The sequence below is a fragment of the Micromonospora palomenae genome, from assembly GCF_007829925.1.
Taxonomy (GTDB): domain Bacteria; phylum Actinomycetota; class Actinomycetes; order Mycobacteriales; family Micromonosporaceae; genus Micromonospora; species Micromonospora purpureochromogenes.
The window spans coordinates 539496-555192 of sequence record NZ_VIXA01000002.1 but is presented as its reverse complement, the minus strand read 5'-3'; the positions used below and the strand labels follow the sequence as shown (position 1 = coordinate 555192).

Here is a 15697-nt window from a genome sequence, read left to right as displayed (position 1 = left end):
CGTCTTGCCACGCCGTTCGTGGCTCTCGATGACAGGTCGGAGCCCGCCCGGTGGATCCGACACCGTCGCCGGAAAAGAATTCTGCCCGAGCGGTCAGCTCCGGCCGGGCAGTGGCCGGGCCGGTGGCGTGCCGGCGCTCAGCGACGCCCGGTCGGCGGCGGAGGTGCCAGAGTGCCAGCCGTCGGCGTCCCGGATGGTCAGCCGGGCCCGGGTGACGCCGGGGAAGAGGGTCTCCATCCGCTCGCGGACCGCGTCCGAGCGGGCGGCCAGCACGGGGAGCAGCCGTTCCGGGCCGGTCGCCTCGGCCGCCTGCCGGTTTGCCTCCTCGGTCGCGGCCCGCAGCCGTTCCCCGATCCGCAGCGCGAACGCGTGCAGGAACGACTCGTCGTACGCCTTGGTCCGCCGGCTGCTGCCCCGCTTGCGCTCGGTGCGCCCGCGCAGCATCGCGGCGGTGGCCTGCACCAGCAGCGACGTGTAGAGCAGCTCGACCGCCTCCAGGTCGCCGGCGAAGCCGAGCACGGTGGCGAAGCCCAGGTCGTCGTTCCAGACCGACTCGCACCGGTTCGCCGCCGCCACCTCCTGCACCAGGAGCGCCTTCGCCCCGGCGTACGGGGCGTCGGTGCTCAGGCGCATCCCGCCGGGCAGGTCGGGGCGTTCCGCGGTGGCCTCGACCATCGCCCGGTCCAGGCTGTGCCGGGCGATCAACTCCTGCGCCTTGCCGGTCAAAGCCTCCGCCTCGGCCGGGAAGGTGGTCGACTCGGCCTTGGCCAGCAGCGCCCGCACCCGGTCGAGCATCGGGGAACCGCTGCGCCCCGAGGTGGCGCGCCGGGCCACGGTCGGCCCGCCCCCGCCCGGCGGCGGGCGCAGCATCGCGATCGGCGGCAGGCCGTCCAGCAGCGCCAGCACCTCGACCGCGTCGCGCAGCGCGGTGATCCGGTCCTCGCCCTCGCGGGCGGCCCACCGGGCCAGCCAGCCGGCGTCGTCGTCCCACCACACCCGGGCCGCCAGCCCGTCGAGCTGCTCGTCCCACCACGGCGGGACGTCGCCGGCCTGCCCCCGCCGCTGCGCGGCGAGCGCGTCGCGTACCAGCCGGCCGGGTCGCGCGCCGAGGCGGCGGGTCACCATCCGGGCCACGTCGACCGGCTGCCAGCCGCGCGGCCAGAGCCGGGCGAGGGCGCCCGCCAGGCGGTCGAGGAGGGCGGCGTCGACCACCGCCGTGCCGTCCGGGGCGCCGGTGCCGACCACGAGCCGGTCCAGCTTCCGCTCCGCGTCGCGTACGTCGGTGCCGCGCACCGCCGCGACCGCGTCGGCGATGAGGGCGTGGGCGTCCGGCACGGGTGGTCCTTCCTGGGCGAGACGCCCGGGTGGTGTCCGGATCGTCGGGAGTGTCTGCCCGGCAACGGTACCGGGTGCGGATTCGACAGCCGGATCACTCATCCGCACGGGCCCCGTCCGCGTACTACTGCCCGAGCGGACGGAGGGTCGAGGGTGGGCAGCCTCACGGTGAGCGGGTCGGCCGACCGGAGCCGGCACCGTGGTCGTCGCGGGGCCGGGGCCCGGGCGGGCGCAATGGTGCTGGCACTGGTGGTGGTCGCCGGCCTGGGCGGCGGCGCCTGGGCGGCCCGGCGCGGCGAGCTGGACCTCGGGGAGCTGATCGGTGACGTCCGCCGGGCGCCCGCGCCGGCCCGCGCGGCGGTGGCCGCCGCGCCGGCTGACGCCCCACCCCCGGGCCGACCGGCGAAGCCCACCGCCCCCGTCCTGGGCTACCCCGAGCGCGGTACGGGCACCTGGCGCACGGCGACCGCCCGGGGTGCGGTGGCCGGCCGGGTGGGCGAGCTGCTGCGGTACCGGGTGGCGGTCGAGGGCGGCATCGACGAGGTGGACGTGGAACGGTTCGGCCGGGAGGTGGCCGTGGTGCTCGCCGACCGCCGGGGTTGGACGGGCGGGGGGCGGTGGCGGCTGCAACGGGTCGGCCCGGACGTCCCGGCCGACTTCACCGTGCTGCTGGCCACCCCGGCGACCCGCGCCGACCTGTGCGGGGACGCCGACGACCGCTACACCTCCTGCCGGAACGGGGACCGGGTGGTGGTCAACGTGGCCCGCTGGGCGCGCGGGGTGCCCGGGTTCGGCGGCGACCTGGCGACCTACCGGGCGTACGTGCTCAACCACGAGGTCGGCCACCGGCTCGGCATGGGGCACGAGCTGTGCCCGGCCCAAGGCGCGCCGGCCCCGGTGATGCAGCAGCAGACGCTGGGGCTGCACGGCTGCGCGCCGAACGCCTGGCCGTACGTCGACGGCACCCTGCACACCGGCCGTCCCGGCGAGTACGACGACCCGGTGCCGGCCGGGGACTGACCCCGGCGTCGGCGTCCCGCCCACGGGACGGGCCCGTGCTTTCCCCGCCGGCTGCGGCTAGGCTGGCTGCGCTGGTCTCTGCCTTCTGCTACGAGGGAACGAGCCCGGTGGGCGTAGGGAGCAGTGCAGTGCACACCGAGCCTGGGCAACTCTTGTCGACATCGGCGGCCGACCTCCGGATCACCCTCACCAACATCGGCGGCCACCTCCTGCGGGTGAGCGTCGCCGGCGAGGTGGATTTCGCCACCTCCGGCGAGCTGCGCGCGGCGCTGGACGCCGTGCTGGCCGACCTCACCGGCACCCCCGTCGAGGTGGACCTCGCCGAGGTGCCCTTCCTGGACTCCTCCGGCGTCCACGTCCTGCTCGACGCGTACGCCTGGGCCGCCGACCGGGACTGCCCGCTGGTGGTGGCGAACGCGCGGCCCGTGGTCCGTCGGGTCCTGGAGATCACCGGGGTGCTCGCCCTGCTCGGGCTCGCTCCCGCTGGCCGGTGACGCTCAGCTCGCCGGTCTCCACCAGCTCGCGGGCCACGTCGACCAGCTTGACGTTGATCCGTTGGCTCGCCATCACCAGCAGCTCGAAGGCCTGGGCGCCGGTGAGCCGGTGCCGTTCCATCAGGATGCCCTTGGCCTGGCCGATCAGGTCCCGTACGTCCAGCGCCCGGCTGAGCTGGTCGAGCCGCCGCGCGTCGGCGATCGCCACGGCGGCGTGCGAGGCGAAGAGCAGCCCGACCCGTTCCGACTCGCCGGTGAAGGCGTGCGGCTCCCGGGCGTAGAGGTTGAGCGCGCCCAGATTGTCCCGGGCGACGTAGAGCTGGAACGACAGCATGCTGCCGACGCCCAGCTCCCGCGCCCGGGCGATGAACCTGGGCCAGCGCTCCTCGGTGTCCACGTCGGGCAGCCGGACGGTCCGCTCGGTGTACGCCGAGGTGAGGCAGGGGCCCTCGCCGGTCTCGTACTGCGCCCGGTCGACCCGCAGCACCACCTCACCGGTGCCGGCGGGGGTGCTCACCCGGCGTCGCCCCTCGATCTCGGTTATCCCGGCGTGCCAGGCGCCGGGCACGGTGTCCACGGCAGCGTGCACGATGGCCCGCAGGGTGTCCTCCACCGTCCGCTCGCCCTGGAACTCCCGGGCGAGCATGGCGAGCCGGGCGGCGAGCGCGTGCCCGCTGGTCGCCCCGTCCCGGCCGGCGGAAGGGGGCACCGCAGGTCGGGATTGTGGTTGATCGTTGGCCGGCACGGTGCCTCCTCCCCACCGCATGCGGGGGTTCCGGCACGCCACCGACCCCGACGCGGTCCTTGACGAATCCGCCGATACCCCGGTGCGTCGCGCGTCAATCCGGTGGGTGATCAGGTCAACGGCTGCGCGGCGGGGCCGTGCCAGCGCACCAGCAGCACGGTCGCGTCGTCGGCGAGCTGTTCGTCCTGGTAGGCGAGGATCGCGTGCACCATGCGGCGGGCGGTCTCCGGCAGCGGCAGGTCGTCGGCGAGCGCCCGGACGGCGCAGTGCACCAGCCGGTCGACGCCGAAGGCCTCCCCGTCGGCGGAGCGCGCCTCGGTGATCCCGTCGGTGTGGAAGAGCACGTCGTCGCCGGGCTCCAGGGCCTCCTCGACCACCACCGGCGTCCGGTGCTCGCCGAGGGTGACCGGCAGCGCGGTCGGGGTCGGCAGCACGGTCGCCACCCGTCCCCGGCGCAGCACCAGGCCGCTCGGGTGCCCGGCGGAGATCACCCGCAGCCGGCCGCTGCGTTGGTCGAGTTCGGCCAGCACGCCGGTGATCAGGCCCCGCCGGTCGTGGTCGCGGACCACCGTGTCGATGTGGTGGTAGGTGGCGATCAGGTCGTGACCGGACCGCCGGGCGTTGCGGTACGCGGCCAGCGCCAGGCTGGCCAGCATCACCGCCCGCATCCCGCCGTACGAGCCGTGCCCCACCGCGTCGAAGAGCGCCAGGTGGGCGATGTCGCCGTTGACCGCGTAGTCGAAGGCGTCCCCGCCCACGTCGTAGCTGGGCTCCAGGATGCCGCTGATGGTCATGCAGCCCGTGGCGAAGGTCAGCGGCGGCAGTTGGGCGCGGAGCATCTCGGCGGCCATCCGCATCGGCGCACGGCGGCGCACCAGCTCCACGGTGTCGCTGTAGCTGGACCGGGTGACCACCAGCTCCGCCAGGAGCGCGCAGGCCGCCTCGAACTCGGAGACCCGGTCGGCGGGGATCGGCTCGGCGGAGAGCACCTCGACCACGCCCAGCCGTTCCAGCCCGTCCAGCAGCGGCACCCACAGCCGCGCCGGCCCGGGCCGGCTGTCGGCGGCGTACGGGCGCATCATCGCGTAGGCCCGCCCAGCCAGCGTGCCGTCGACGGCCAGCGAGCCCCGGTCGGCGCCCCCGTCGTCCATCGGCAGCAGTTCCCGCTGCTCGTGGTCGACCAGGTGGATCCGCATCGAGGTGGCGCCGAGCTCGGTGGCCATCCGTCCGGCCAGCGCCGGCAGGTCCTCCGGGCGCGCGTGGTGGGAGTGCCGCAGCAGTCCGTGCAGCGCTGCCCGCTCGCTCACCGTCGCCTCCGTCCTGCCGCCCCCATGCCGGTACGGGTACCCCGCCGGTCGCCGCCCGGAACGCCGGCCGGTCAGCTCCGGGGGAAGGCGGCCCAGATGTTCTTGGTGCGGTCGGTGGCGTACCAGCCGACGTCCAGCGAGACGGCCTCGGCGATCTGCAGGCCCCGCCCGCCGGCCCCCATCGGACGGGTGTCGACCAGCTCCGGGATGGTGCTCAGGTCGTGGTCGGCGACGTCCAGGATGAACCGGTCCTCGGCGACCAGCAGGCGCACGATGGTGGGCGGGATGCCGTGCCGCAGGGCGTTGGTGGCCAGCTCCGTGGCGACCAGGACCATCAGCTCGGGCACCTCGTCCAGCTCCTTCCCGGCGACCAGTTCCTCGCCGGTCAGCGCCTGGTGCAGGGACGCCCGCAGGCCGCGCAGGTCGGCGGCACTGGACAGCTGCCACCGGCGCAGCTCGGTAGCCTGCGGCGACGGGGGTGAGGTGCGCAGCTGTGCCATGATCCCGGTTTACCCTCCGTAGCCGCGTCCTAAGCGGTTTCCTCCGGTGTCGTGACCCGGACAGTGCCCCGCCGCAGGCCGCGGTCCCGGCCCGCGGCGACCCGGCCCCGGACCGCCGTCGGGCGGGTGGCGCGGGCCCGGCCGGGTGCGTGGTTGTTCTACGCTCCTCTATGTGAGCGAGCTCATTCCGGAACCGGTGCACCCGGGACAGATCCGTACCTCCGACGCCGACCGGGAGCGGGTCGCGGCCGTGCTGCGGGAGGCGGCGGCCGAGGGCCGGCTCGACCTGGGCGAGCTGGATGAGCGGCTGAGCCGGGTCTACGCCGCCCGCACCTACGCCGAACTGGAACCCCTGACCCAGGACCTCCCGGCCGTGGGGTCGTCGCTGTTCCCGCCCCCGCCGCCGGCGTACGTCGCCGGGGCACCGGTGTCGCGCAGCGGCTACGCCCTGGCCGGCAAGTTCGAGCGGTCCGGCCCGTGGAGCGTCGGCCCCGAGTTCACCTGCCTGGCGTTCTGGGGCGGCGGGCTGGTCGACCTGCGCGACGCGATCTTCACCGTCGGGGCGGTGCGGATCAAGGCCTACGCCCTGATGGGGGGCCTGGAGATCTGGGTGCCCGAGCACGCCACCGTGCACGTGACCGGGGTCGGGGTGATGGGTGGCTTCGACCACCGGGCCACCGGGCCGGGCGCGCCGGGTGCCCCGACGGTCACCGTCGGCGGGTTCGCCCTGTGGGGCGGGGTGGCGATCAAACGCAAGCCCTCCGAGCGGGAGCTGCGGATGCGCAAGCAGGAGAAGAAGCGCAGGAAGCTGGAGAACCGGTCGCCCGACTCCGACGACTGACGACCGGTCGGTCCGGTCGCCCGACTGCGACGGTGGGACCGAAAGCGGTTCCTTTCGCCGAGGTCCGGCCGCCCGGCCAGCCGATCGAGCTGCGGTAGTGGGCCACCGGGCAGTGCCGATCGGACGCCGGTTGAGATACCGTCGCGAGGTGATCGTCGAGGAGCATTGGTGGAACGGGGACGCGACGGCACGCGGCCGTCGCGACGTGTACATCCGCAGCGACGGGCTGCGCTGGGAGGTACAGGCACAGATCGGCGGCGCCTACGGCCGCTCGAAGGTGCAGGAGTGTCCGAGTCGTACCTCGGCGAGCATTCTCGCCGGGGCCTGGCGCGGGGGTAATCCCGCGTGGCGCGAGCTGCCCCGCTGAGCGCGGGCACGTTCGCGCGAAACTGACGCCGACCCCCGCCGGCGCGGTCGTCCGCGCCGCCGGGGTTCCGCCGTCCGCGTCAGGTCACCCATCACAAACGTTGATCACGGTACGTCAGGCGGCCGTGGTGGCCTGGTGGGCGAACAGGTCCCGCGTCGGGCCGGCCGCGCGGTGCACCACCCGCACCGGGTTGAACAGCACCGCCACCGAGATCGCGAGCGCCACCACGAAGCCGGTCTGCACCGGCCCCGCGCCGATCACCTCGATGATCAGGTCCCCGGCCAGCACCCCGAGGATCACCCTGGCCAGCAGCTCGGCGGTCCGGCGTACCCGGTTGCCGATCGCGGCGGCGATCGTGCCCACCGCCGCCGCGGGCGCGAACAGCGGCTGCGGGTTGTGCAGCAGGTTGCTGGCGATGGACCAGGACAGTCGCGCCGCCAGCCCCGCCTGGAGCGCGACGATGAAGTAGGTGCGCAGCCGTTCGTACGCCTCCCGCACGGTGCGCCGCGCGTTGTCGACGGCGGCGTTCATCGGGCGTCCCGGGACGGTCCGTCCGCCGGCGGGCGGGCCGGGGGCGCCGCACCGCAGCCGGGGGGACAGTCCGCAGGCGCGCTCACGTCCCTTCCTACCCGGCAGGCGGGGCCGTAGTCGTTCCCACCTCGGCTGCGGTGGGCCGCGCGGTGCGCCTGGCCGGCCGTTGCGGTGGCGATCACGTCCGCGGGCGCCCTCAGCGGTGCGACGATCCTCGGACCGACGCACGTCCACCGGAGGGCTCCGATGACCGAACCACCCGAGATCATCCGTCGCTACTTCGCGCTGGCCGGCCAGCCGGACCGGGACGCCTACTTCGCGCTCTTCGCCGACGACGCGGTCGTCGAGGACGAGGGCAGGGAACACCGGGGAATCGAGGCGATTCGCGCCTGGCGCCGGGACACGCCCCTGGTGTCGTACGAGATCACCGACGTCGAGGACACCTCGGCGGGGACGGTGGTGACCGCCACCATCAGTGGGGACTTTCCCGGCAGCCCCGTCGCCGGCCTGCGCTTCCGCTTCGCCGACTACGACGACCGGCAGATCCGCCGGCTGCGCATCGCGCCCTGAGCAGGAGGCGAGCCCGACGGGTGACCGGCTGGGTCGCACCCGCGATGGCGCCTCCGGTCGTCGGTCACAGGGCGGGCGCCGGCGGCTCGGGTGGGCTTCCGTAGGCGCGGATACCGTCCGAGACGGCGACCCCGGCCAGGACGAGGGTGGCGGTGAGGCCGGCCACCAGTGCGGGCGCGAGCATCAGGGCGGGGCTCGCGACGGCCAGTACGAGCAGCGCGACCAGCCGGGACGGTGACACGCGGCTGAACACCTCGTACTCGAATCGGGCGCGTCCGGCCAGGAACAACGCGGGTCCGCCGAGAATGACGCCGGCCAGCCAGGGAGTGGTCTGCTCGGTGGGATGGGCGATGACGATCTCGAAACCGGCGGCGGTGGCGACCACGCCGGCCACCATGAGCAGGTGGGTGTTGGGCGCGGACCGCACGAATGCGCCCGGATCCCGGGAGGCCTCGATGGCGGCTTGCAGCAGGGCCCCGGCGCGGTGGACGTAGATCTGCCACAGCAGCACGGTGGCGGCGAACGCCACCAGCAGGGCCGCGGTGTGGCTGGCCGTCACGTGGTGGTCGGCGTAGGTGAGGGTGGTGACGAGGAGGAGATCACCGAGGGCGAGCGTGAAGAACTGCTGATAACGCTCCGCCAGGTGGTCGGCGGCCACCCGGTACTGCGCCATCGGTACCCGACCGAGTCGTGGAGTGGGGTAACGGAGCCAGGCCGCCCCGTAGTCGACGGCGAGCGCGCCGCCCCACAGCAGGCCCCGCGCCGGGCCCGTCACGAGAGCGCCGGCGAGCCACGGTACGGCGGACACGACGAACCAGAAGATGAACCGGCCGGCGTGCAGTTGCGCCTTGCGGCCGCGCAGTGCGGCGGCGAGGAAGATGCCACGTCCCACGTGGATCGCCACGTACGCGCCCGCGAAGACGAGGGCGTGGTCGGAGAAGGCTCCGGGCAGCGAGCCAGCCATCAGGATGGTCCCGAGCATGACCCAGAGCGTCATGACGAAGATGGGCGGCCGCTGCGCGTGGTAGAGGTCGGTTGTCAGTGCGGTGACGGACCAGACCCACCAGATCGCCATCACCAGCACCACGGTCTGGAGGATCCCGACCCGGTCGAGACTCTCGGCCAGGGTGCGTGAGGTCAGGGCGAGCGCGGCGACGAAGACCAGATCGAGAAACAGCTCCAGCAGGGTCGCCCGCTGTGGCCCCTCACCCTCGCGGGTGAGGCCTACTGCTCGGTCGGTCGTCATCGGGTCGCCCGTCTACTGACTCCGGGTCGTGAAGGCCTCGAGGAGCGCCGTACCGAACATTAGTTGAACAATGGGCGCACTACGGGCAGAAGGTGTGATCCGCCCAGGGGGGCGACGGGATCCCGTCGCCCCCGCCGGCACTGTCTCAGTCGCGCCTCGCGTCGACCCGGGGATCCGGCCCTACCTGGTGACTCCGTCGCCACCGCCCTCGTTGTCCCACACCGCGTACGCATCGGGGCGGGTCGTGGCCGCCGGTGGTACCCGGACGGCGGCGAGGATCTCGGGCGCGCGCCTCAGGTCGGCCGGGTCGGCGGCGGTCGCCATCGCCCGCTCGGCTGCCGCCGGTGGGGTGGCGGGCGGCACCACGAGCAGGTCGACCTGGATGTCCCGACCGGTGGTGGCGACCAGCAGGGCGGGGTCGAGGGTGTCGAACCAGCCGAGCCGGACCACGTCCGGTCCGACGGTCAACCGGTGGGGCCGGCTGTCCCAGGCGTGGATGTTCAGCATGATGTGCCGGATCCGGCCATGGCGTTCGGCCAGGGCGAGGACGAGTCCGGGGAGTTCGGCGGCCGGGTCCCAGGATCGCGGCCACCAGCCGCCGTCCAGTACCGCCCGGCTCCGGGTGGTGGCGAGGACGAGCCGAGGTGCGCTGGGCGTCGAAGCGGCGATCGGGGCGGCAGGTTGGCCGGTGACGGACATGGCTCAGCCTTCCCGGTGAGGCCGCAGGGCCCGGGCGACGCCGGTCGCCGACGGGGCGGTCGGACCGGGCGCGGGCCGCCCCGCCGATCGCGTCGCGGAACGGCGGGCGCGCACCCTCAGCTGTGCGATCCGGGCGGTGCCGGGGAGGGCGACGAGCAGGACCCCGACGACCGCGGCCAGCAGCAGTGCCACCCCGAGCGGCAGGGCGACGTGTGCGCCGAGGAACGTCACCTCGGCCCGCTGCCCGTTCTGCAGTACGAAGACCAGGAGCAGCAGGAGCACGATCGCGAACACCACGGCGACGATCCACAGATCGCCGATCCGCGAGCGCTTCACCGCGGGGCGCAGGGGCGTCAGGCGAGTGGTGGCGGGGCCGTCGTGCCCGTTGGGGAGGGGAAGTCGGACATGGCTGTTTCGGGGTGCGGTCATCACGAACCGCCGCCTTCCGATGGGTGCCCGGCGTACCTGGCTGCCGGCGTGGGCCAGCGCGGGCGTCGGGCGAGGGCGGGTCTGCGACGGAGTGTCGCGGCCCGGTGTACCGGTGCGGGGGAGGGGCCGGCCAGGGACACGAGTGCAGGGTCGGCGACCTGGTGGATGGAGGTGCGGTGACGCGGTGACCCCGATCGGTGGGGTGCCTCCGCCGGCGGCGGGCCGTCAGTCCCCGGGGTTCCCGAGCGACACTGTCAGCGTACGCCTGAACCGCCTTCACCATCGGCAGGCGATTTCCGGGCAGCGCTGCCTCCGGTGATTGTGCCGATCCAGCCCGTGAGGCGTACGGTGGGTATGTCGCCCGGGGTCCCGGTGGCGCCAGGTGCCGTCGCCGCCAGCCCGCGAGGGGCCTTCAACGATCGTCATCCCCATCGGGGCAGCGAGCTCGTCGTGCTGGCTGATCGCCGACCACGTCCCGACCGCACGATCCGCCGGTCACGCAAGGTTTCAGGTCCGCCCCGCGCCCCGACGGCCGGTGGCGGAGCCGACCGGCGCCAACACACCGCCGTCCAGGAGCGTGACCGCCCCGGACGGCTTCACAAGGGAGTACCCGATGAGGATCGCCAGGCACCGGATCGTCACCGTCCTTCGCGAACGAGGCCAGCCCTTCAGGGCCGAGTGGGTCGAGCGCGAACTGCCGGAACGGGTGGACCCGGCCAAGCACGTCGGGCTGCTCGCCACCCTGCATCTCGATCCGGCCGAGCTCGCCGACGCGCCGTCCCCGTGAGGGTGGCGCTGCTCGGACCGGTCGCCTGGCGCACACCCCCGCACCACTACGGCCCCTGGGAGCAGGTGACCGGCCTGCTCGCCGAGGGGCTGGCCACCCGCGGCGTGGACGTGACACTCTTCGCGACGCTGGACTCGGTCACCTCCGCGCGGCTCGACGGGGTGTGCCCCCGGGGGTACGCCGACGACCCGGACATGGACGGCCGGGTGTGGGAGGCGATGCACGTCTCGCACGCGTTGGCCCGCTCGGGGCAGTTCGACCTGGTGCACAACCACCTCGACTGGTTGCCGCTGGCCTTCGCCGAACAGTGCCGCGCTCCGCTGCTCACCACCGTGCACGGCTTCTCCGGCGCCGGGATCCTCCCGGCGTACGCCCGGGCCCGCTCGTCCTACGTGTCGATCTCCGACGCCGACCGGAGCGCCGAACTCGACTACGTCGCCACGGTGCACCACGGCGTCGACCTCACCGCGCTGCCGTTCACCTGCGACGCCGGCCCCGGGCTGGCCGCCTTCGGCCGGATCCATCCCGACAAGGGCACCCACACCGCCATCGAGATCGCCCGCCTCGCCGGTCGGCCCCTGACCATCTGCGGCATCGTGCAGGACGAGCGGTACTTCGCCGAGCAGGTGGCCCCGCACATCGACGGTGATCAGGTTGTCTTCCTCGGATCGGTGGGTCCCCGCCGGCGCGCGGAGGTGCTGGGCGCCAGCACCGCCCTGCTGCACCCGATCGCCTTCGACGAGCCGTTCGGACTGTCGGTGGTGGAGTCGATGGTCTGCGGCACACCGGTCGTCGCGTACGCGCGCGGGTCCATGCCGGAAGTCGTCGACGAAGGGGTGACGGGCTTCCTCGTACACACCGTCGAGCAGGCGGCCGACGCCGTCACCCGGGCCACCGGGCTCGACCGGGCCGGCTGCCGGGCGCGGGCCCGGCAGCGCTTCAGCGCGGACCGGATGGTCACCGACTACCTGTCCGTCTACGACCACCTGACCAACCACGCCCGGCCAGGATCCCTCGCCCGTAGCTGACCCGCCCCTTTCGTTCCGCCGGCTACACACGCTGGCCGGCGTGCGCCGTCACCGCGTGAGGTTCGCCCCCGTGCTCCGGCGGCGGCCGACAACCGGAAGGCCCGACACCCATGCTCAGCTACGGATTCCTCAGCACCCACCCGCCGACCCGATGCGGACTGGCCACCTTCAACTCCGCCCTCGCCGCCCACCTGACCGCCGACGGCGCGCGCGGCGGCATCGTGCGGGTCACCGACCGCGGCGACGACCAGCGGCCCGGGCCCGGGGTGGTGCACACCTGGTCGACGCGCACCCCGACCGGCTGGCGGGACGCCGCAGCCATCCTGAACACCTACGACGTGGCCGTCGTGCAGCACGAGTACGGCATCTACCCCGGCGCGGACGGCGAGGACGTCCTGCCGCTGCTGCGCCGGCTCACCGTGCCGAGCATCGTCGTCCTGCACACCGTGCTCCGCCAGCCCTCCGCCCGGCAGAAGTCCCTGCTGGAGCAGATCGTCACCGTCGCCGGGGCGGTCGTCACGATGACCGACACGGCCCGCGACCGGCTGCTCGTCGGCTACACCGTGCCTCCGGGCAAGGTCACCGTCATCCCGCACGGTGCCGCCGAGCATGTCGGCGCACCCGTCGCCCGTCGTACCCGGCCGCACCTGCTGACCTGGGGGCTGCTCGGTCCGGGCAAGGGCGTCGAGTGGTCGTTGCGGGCCCTCGCACGGTTGCAGGACCTCGACCCGACACCCACCTACACCGTCGCCGGCCGGACCCATCCGAAGGTGATCGAGCACCAGGGGGAGGCGTACCGGTCGGGACTGCACCGACTCGGCGCCGAGCTGGGCATCGCGCACGCCGTGGATTACCAGGACGTCTACCACGACCAGGTCGCGCTCGGCCGGTTGATCCGCTCCGCCGACGTGGTGGTGCTGCCCTACGACTCCCGGGAACAGGTCACCTCCGGAGTGCTCATCGAGGCGGTGGCCGCCGGAGTGCCCGTCGTCTCCACGGCGTTCCCGCACGCCGTCGAGCTGCTCACCGGCGGCCCCGGTCTGGTCGTACCCCATCGGGATCCGGCGGCGCTGGCCGCGGCGATCCGGCGGATCCTGGTCGAACCGGGCCTGGCCGCCCGGCTGGCCGGGCGCGTCCAGCCACTGGCCGCGCACCTGCGCTGGCCGGCCGTGGCGGCCCGCTACGGCACCCTGGCCGAGCGGCTCACCGCCGCCCGCCCGTCCGTGGTCAGCGCGGCGTCGGCGTGACCGCGACCACCGGCCGGCCCACCACGTCGGTCGGCCGGCGCGCGTCGGCAGCCCCCGCGCCGAGCTTCGCGCACCTCATCCGGTTGAGCGACGACACCGGCCTGTTCGAGCACGCCCGGCACGCCATCGTCCGCCGGGAGCACGGCTACTGCACCGACGACGTGGCCCGCGGCCTGGTCGTGACCAGCCGACAGCCGGAGCCGACCGAGGAGGTGCTCCGGCTCGCGGAGCGCTACCTCGCCTTCCTGACCCACGCCCAGGACGCCGGTGGCGCGTTCCACAACCGGCTCGGCCACGACCGGCGCTGGACCGACCAGCCCGCGCTCGGCGACTGGTGGGGCCGGGCGCTGTGGGGGCTGGGCACCGCCGCCGCCCGCAGCCCCGCCGCCTGGATCCGGGAGGAGGCGCTGGTCGCCTTCAGCAGGGGTGCCACCCGGCGGGCCCCGACTCCGCACGCGATGGCCTTCGCCGGGCTCGGCGCGGCCGAGGTGCTGCGCCGCCACCCCGCCCATGCCGCCGCAGCCGCGCTGCTGGCCGACGCGGCCACCGCGGTCGGCGGACCCGGGCCCGACCCGCGGTGGCCCTGGCCGCGGCAACAGCTGACGTACGCCAGCGCGGCCCTCGCCGAGGTGGTCATCGCCGCCAGCCAGCTACGCCACGGCGGCCCACCCCTCGACGACGGGCTGCGGATGCTGGCCTGGCTGCGCGACGTCCAGGTCCGCGACGGGCGGCTGTCGGTCATACCCGCCGGCGGGTGGCGGTGCGGCGCGGTGCGGCTCCGCCACGACCAGCAGCCGATCGAGGCCGCCGCCTTCGCCGACGCCTGCGCCACCGCCGCCACGGTCACCGGCGACCTCGGCTGGGAGACCGGGGTGCGGCAGGCGGTCGGGTGGTTCCTCGGCGACAACGACGTCGGCACGGCGATGTGGGATCCGGAGACGGGCGGCGGCTACGACGGGCTGACCGCGCACGGACCCAACCTCAACCAGGGTGCCGAGTCCACCCTCGCGCTGATCTCCACCCTGCAGCACGCCGGGCGGTGGTCGTGACCGGGACCCTGGCCGTCCGGCACGGCGTGACCCTCACCCCGGATCCACGCCGGGTCATCGCCAAGCTCTTCATTCCCGGCGAGGATGCCGCGGTGGTCCGCACCCGCGCCGGAGCGCTCATCGACCGCGTCGCGCACCTCGACGACGAGGAGACCGGCAGGCTGCTGCGGGACACCTTCGACCGCTTCGGCACCCGGCACCGCGACCTGGCCGGCACGTTCCACCACCACTACGACCTCGTGCGGCACCGCATCGCGCGCGCCCGTGACCTGTCCCCGACCACCCGACTCCTGGTCGGTGCCTACTTCAGCCACGAGTACGCGGTCGAGTCCGCCGCGCTGTGCAACCCGTCGATGGTCGCCCACCCCGACCAGACCAACCTGGACGCCGGGCAGTTGCGCGTCGCGATCAGCCTGCGCCAGATCGGCGAGGGCCACCTGTCGTCCATCGGGTTCGCCACGGCGATCGTCGGACCCGGGCGCCGGCTCACCGTCGCCGACCGGTCCGGCCCCCTGGTGGTCGGGCAGCGAACGGGCGTACGGCACCGCCGGGACCTGCTCGCTGCCGGCCTGGCCGAGGAGGACTGGGACAACGAGGTCACCGCCACCGTGCTGGACGCCCTGCCCGACCGGTACGACGAGGCTGCCTTCGAGCGGGTGCTCGGCAACCTGCCACCGGACCTGCTCTCCCGCAGCACCGGGCTGGACACCCTCGAACACCTGCGCCGCATCGACGCCGCGAGCTACGCCACGACCTTCCCCGCCGACACCGCCCTGCACGAACGGGTGCTCTGGCCGGCCACTCCGGCGGAGAGCAACGGCATGGAGGACGCCCGGTTCGTCAGGTTCACCGACGAGTCCGGACCGGTGTACCGGGCCACCTACACCGCCTACGACGGACGGCGCATCGCCACCCGTGCGCTGGCCAGCACCGACCTGCGCCGCTTCGAGGTGACCCCGATGCGCGGGCCGGGCGCCCGCAACAAGGGCGTCGCGCTGTTCCCCCGTACCGTCGGCGGCCGTCACCTCGCGCTGTGCCGCGCCGACGGCGAGACCATCGGTCTGACCTGCTTGGACGGCGACAACCGGTGGCAGGAGCCGACGCCGCTGCACGCGCCCCGGGACAGCTGGGAGCTGATCCAGGTCGGCAACTGCGGGTCCCCCATCGAGACCGACGCCGGCTGGCTCGTGCTCACCCACGGGGTCGGCCCGATGCGCCGGTACGCCGTCGGTGCGCTCCTGCTCGACCTGCATCGACCGGAGCGGGTCGTCGCGCAGCTTCCCGGCGCGCTCCTGTCACCCGACGCGGCCGACCGGGACGGTTACGTGCCCAACGTCGTCTACTCCTGTGGCGGGCTGATTCACGCCGGGGAGCTGTGGCTGCCGTACGGGGCCAGCGACGCCCGGGTCGGGTTCGCCACCGTACCGGTGGCCGCCCTCGTCGCGGCGATGGTGGAAACCCCGCCGCGCGGCGGCCGGGACGGGTGAGCGCCGGGGCTGCGG

At 74.3% G+C, this 15697-nt stretch carries 18 protein-coding genes; 10 read left to right on the top strand and 8 right to left on the bottom strand.

The features are described 5' to 3' along the window. Positions 1–93: 93 nt before the first annotated feature. Positions 94–1335, bottom strand: a complete 1242-nt coding sequence (locus tag FHX75_RS13570) for a DUF2786 domain-containing protein (RefSeq protein WP_246158020.1) — start codon at positions 1333–1335, stop codon at positions 94–96. Positions 1336–1569: 234 nt separating this feature from the next. Between FHX75_RS13570 and FHX75_RS13565 the strand changes: the two genes are divergently transcribed. Both FHX75_RS13565 and FHX75_RS30755 read left to right on the top strand, forming a co-directional pair. Then, entirely contained in the window at positions 1570–2355 is a 786-nt protein-coding gene (locus FHX75_RS13565) for a DUF3152 domain-containing protein (RefSeq protein WP_154939949.1), read from the top strand. A 128-nt stretch (positions 2356–2483) separates the two neighbouring features. Next, positions 2484–2849: an STAS domain-containing protein gene (locus FHX75_RS30755; protein WP_170285368.1), complete on the top strand. Its 366-nt coding sequence runs from the start codon at positions 2484–2486 to the stop codon at positions 2847–2849. Here FHX75_RS30755 and FHX75_RS13555 read toward each other — a convergent pair. From FHX75_RS13555 to FHX75_RS13545, 3 genes are all read right to left on the bottom strand, one after another. Continuing rightward, positions 2803–3558, bottom strand: coding sequence for a GAF and ANTAR domain-containing protein (locus tag FHX75_RS13555; protein ID WP_211364460.1), 756 nt, complete (start codon positions 3556–3558; stop codon positions 2803–2805). The genes FHX75_RS30755 and FHX75_RS13555 overlap by 47 nt on opposite strands. Before the next feature lie 146 nt (positions 3559–3704). Further along, entirely contained in the window at positions 3705–4901 is a 1197-nt protein-coding gene (locus FHX75_RS13550) for a PP2C family protein-serine/threonine phosphatase (RefSeq protein ID WP_154939943.1), read from the bottom strand. Positions 4902–4972: 71 nt separating this feature from the next. Next, positions 4973–5401 carry an ATP-binding protein gene (locus FHX75_RS13545; RefSeq protein ID WP_154939941.1) on the bottom strand — a complete coding sequence of 143 codons (429 nt, stop codon included), beginning with the start codon at positions 5399–5401 and terminating at the stop codon, positions 4973–4975. A gap of 172 nt (positions 5402–5573) precedes the next feature. Here FHX75_RS13545 and FHX75_RS13540 point away from each other — a divergent pair, with 172 nt between their 5' ends. Next, on the top strand, positions 5574–6242 hold the full coding sequence (locus tag FHX75_RS13540) for a DUF1707 SHOCT-like domain-containing protein (protein ID WP_246158017.1): 669 nt from the start codon (positions 5574–5576) through the stop codon (positions 6240–6242). A gap of 148 nt (positions 6243–6390) precedes the next feature. Further along, positions 6391–6609, top strand: a complete 219-nt coding sequence (locus tag FHX75_RS13535; protein WP_088964186.1) for a hypothetical protein — start codon at positions 6391–6393, stop codon at positions 6607–6609. Positions 6610–6723: 114 nt separating this feature from the next. Here FHX75_RS13535 and FHX75_RS13530 read toward each other — a convergent pair whose 3' ends face one another. Beyond that, the gene (locus FHX75_RS13530) at positions 6724–7140 is read right to left on the bottom strand and encodes an FUSC family protein (RefSeq protein ID WP_246158014.1); all 417 of its coding nucleotides are present in this window, start codon (positions 7138–7140) and stop codon (positions 6724–6726) included. Between the two features lie 246 nt (positions 7141–7386). Between FHX75_RS13530 and FHX75_RS13525 the strand changes: the two genes are divergently transcribed. Then, on the top strand, positions 7387–7710 hold the full coding sequence (locus FHX75_RS13525) for a nuclear transport factor 2 family protein (protein ID WP_154939939.1): 324 nt from the start codon (positions 7387–7389) through the stop codon (positions 7708–7710). 64 nt (positions 7711–7774) lie between these two features. On the opposite strand, the gene FHX75_RS13520 is transcribed toward FHX75_RS13525, so the two are convergent. The 3 genes from FHX75_RS13520 to FHX75_RS13510 form a co-directional block, all read right to left on the bottom strand. Next, a complete protein-coding gene (locus FHX75_RS13520) occupies positions 7775–8956 on the bottom strand; it encodes a low temperature requirement protein A (RefSeq protein WP_154939937.1) in 1182 nt (393 codons plus the stop codon). A gap of 180 nt (positions 8957–9136) precedes the next feature. Beyond that, positions 9137–9655, bottom strand: a complete 519-nt coding sequence (locus FHX75_RS13515; protein WP_154939935.1) for a DUF5994 family protein — start codon at positions 9653–9655, stop codon at positions 9137–9139. A 3-nt stretch (positions 9656–9658) separates the two neighbouring features. After that, on the bottom strand, positions 9659–10084 hold the full coding sequence (locus FHX75_RS13510; protein WP_154939933.1) for a LapA family protein: 426 nt from the start codon (positions 10082–10084) through the stop codon (positions 9659–9661). 613 nt (positions 10085–10697) lie between these two features. Here FHX75_RS13510 and FHX75_RS30750 point away from each other — a divergent pair. From FHX75_RS30750 to FHX75_RS13490, 5 genes are all read left to right on the top strand, one after another. Beyond that, on the top strand, positions 10698–10871 hold the full coding sequence (locus FHX75_RS30750; RefSeq protein ID WP_170285367.1) for a hypothetical protein: 174 nt from the start codon (positions 10698–10700) through the stop codon (positions 10869–10871). Next, positions 10868–11899, top strand: coding sequence for a glycosyltransferase family 4 protein (locus FHX75_RS13505; protein WP_154939931.1), 1032 nt, complete (start codon positions 10868–10870; stop codon positions 11897–11899). The genes FHX75_RS30750 and FHX75_RS13505 overlap by 4 nt, the downstream gene beginning before the upstream one ends. Positions 11900–12009: 110 nt before the next feature. Continuing rightward, entirely contained in the window at positions 12010–13146 is a 1137-nt protein-coding gene (locus tag FHX75_RS13500) for a glycosyltransferase (protein WP_154939929.1), read from the top strand. Then, positions 13143–14195, top strand: coding sequence for a glycosyltransferase (locus FHX75_RS13495; RefSeq protein ID WP_154939927.1), 1053 nt, complete (start codon positions 13143–13145; stop codon positions 14193–14195). The genes FHX75_RS13500 and FHX75_RS13495 overlap by 4 nt, the downstream gene beginning before the upstream one ends. Beyond that, positions 14192–15682, top strand: coding sequence for a glycoside hydrolase family 130 protein (locus FHX75_RS13490; RefSeq protein ID WP_154939925.1), 1491 nt, complete (start codon positions 14192–14194; stop codon positions 15680–15682). The genes FHX75_RS13495 and FHX75_RS13490 overlap by 4 nt, the downstream gene beginning before the upstream one ends. Positions 15683–15697 lie beyond the last annotated feature (15 nt).

What these genes read in the sequence shown, in the direction of transcription:
- FHX75_RS13520 (WP_154939937.1), bottom strand. Translation starts at nt 8,956, where the DNA reads ATGACGACCGACCGAGCAGTAGGCCTCACCCGCGAGGGTGAGGGGCCA.
- FHX75_RS13510 (WP_154939933.1), bottom strand. Translation starts at nt 10,084, where the DNA reads ATGACCGCACCCCGAAACAGCCATGTCCGACTTCCCCTCCCCAACGGG.
- FHX75_RS13545 (WP_154939941.1), bottom strand. Translation starts at nt 5,401, where the DNA reads ATGGCACAGCTGCGCACCTCACCCCCGTCGCCGCAGGCTACCGAGCTG.
- FHX75_RS13525 (WP_154939939.1), top strand. Translation starts at nt 7,387, where the DNA reads ATGACCGAACCACCCGAGATCATCCGTCGCTACTTCGCGCTGGCCGGC.
- FHX75_RS13515 (WP_154939935.1), bottom strand. Translation starts at nt 9,655, where the DNA reads ATGTCCGTCACCGGCCAACCTGCCGCCCCGATCGCCGCTTCGACGCCC.
- FHX75_RS13530 (WP_246158014.1), bottom strand. Translation starts at nt 7,140, where the DNA reads ATGAACGCCGCCGTCGACAACGCGCGGCGCACCGTGCGGGAGGCGTAC.
- FHX75_RS13565 (WP_154939949.1), top strand. Translation starts at nt 1,570, where the DNA reads ATGGTGCTGGCACTGGTGGTGGTCGCCGGCCTGGGCGGCGGCGCCTGG.
- FHX75_RS13500 (WP_154939929.1), top strand. Translation starts at nt 12,010, where the DNA reads ATGCTCAGCTACGGATTCCTCAGCACCCACCCGCCGACCCGATGCGGA.
- FHX75_RS30750 (WP_170285367.1), top strand. Translation starts at nt 10,698, where the DNA reads ATGAGGATCGCCAGGCACCGGATCGTCACCGTCCTTCGCGAACGAGGC.